Here is a 586-nt window from a genome sequence, read left to right as displayed (position 1 = left end):
GTGGAATCCCGCACCTGCATCTGTACCGAGAATGAAGAAGGCGCCGGCCCGACCAATAACTGGGCGCCGCCAGCTGCGATGAAGGAAGAGATGACGGAGGCATTCCGTGGTTCCATGAAGGGTCGCACCATGTACGTGGTTCCCTTCTGCATGGGCCCTATTAGCGATCCGGAACCAAAGCTGGGCGTGCAGCTGACTGACTCCGCTTATGTGGTGCTCTCCATGCGCATCATGACCCGTATGGGTGCGGAAGCCTTGGACAAGATTGGTACCGACGGCGATTTCGTCCACGCCCTGCACTCCGTGGGTGCTCCGCTGGAGCCGGGCCAGGAAGATGTGGCGTGGCCGTGCAATGACACCAAGTACATCACCCAGTTCCCGGAGACCAAGGAAATCTGGTCCTACGGTTCTGGCTACGGCGGCAACGCTATCCTGGCAAAGAAGTGCTACGCGCTGCGCATCGCTTCTGTCATGGCCAAGGAAGAGGGCTGGATGGCAGAGCACATGCTCATCCTGAAGCTCACCAACCCAGAGGGCAAGAAGTACCACGTTGCGGCCGCTTTCCCTTCGGCATGCGGCAAGACCA

The 586-nt window shown here is 59.6% G+C and carries 1 protein-coding gene; it reads left to right on the top strand.

What is annotated here, in order from left to right; genetic code table 11:
* The coding region (locus F4V54_RS11210; RefSeq protein WP_150387181.1) for a phosphoenolpyruvate carboxykinase domain-containing protein at positions 1-586 on the top strand (586 nt) is incomplete at both ends.

It is taken from the genome of Corynebacterium tuscaniense (genome assembly GCF_008693065.1).
GTDB classification, from domain to species: domain Bacteria; phylum Actinomycetota; class Actinomycetes; order Mycobacteriales; family Mycobacteriaceae; genus Corynebacterium; species Corynebacterium tuscaniense.
The sequence above is the reverse complement of the archived record's forward strand: the minus strand, read 5'-3'. Positions and strand labels throughout refer to the sequence as shown.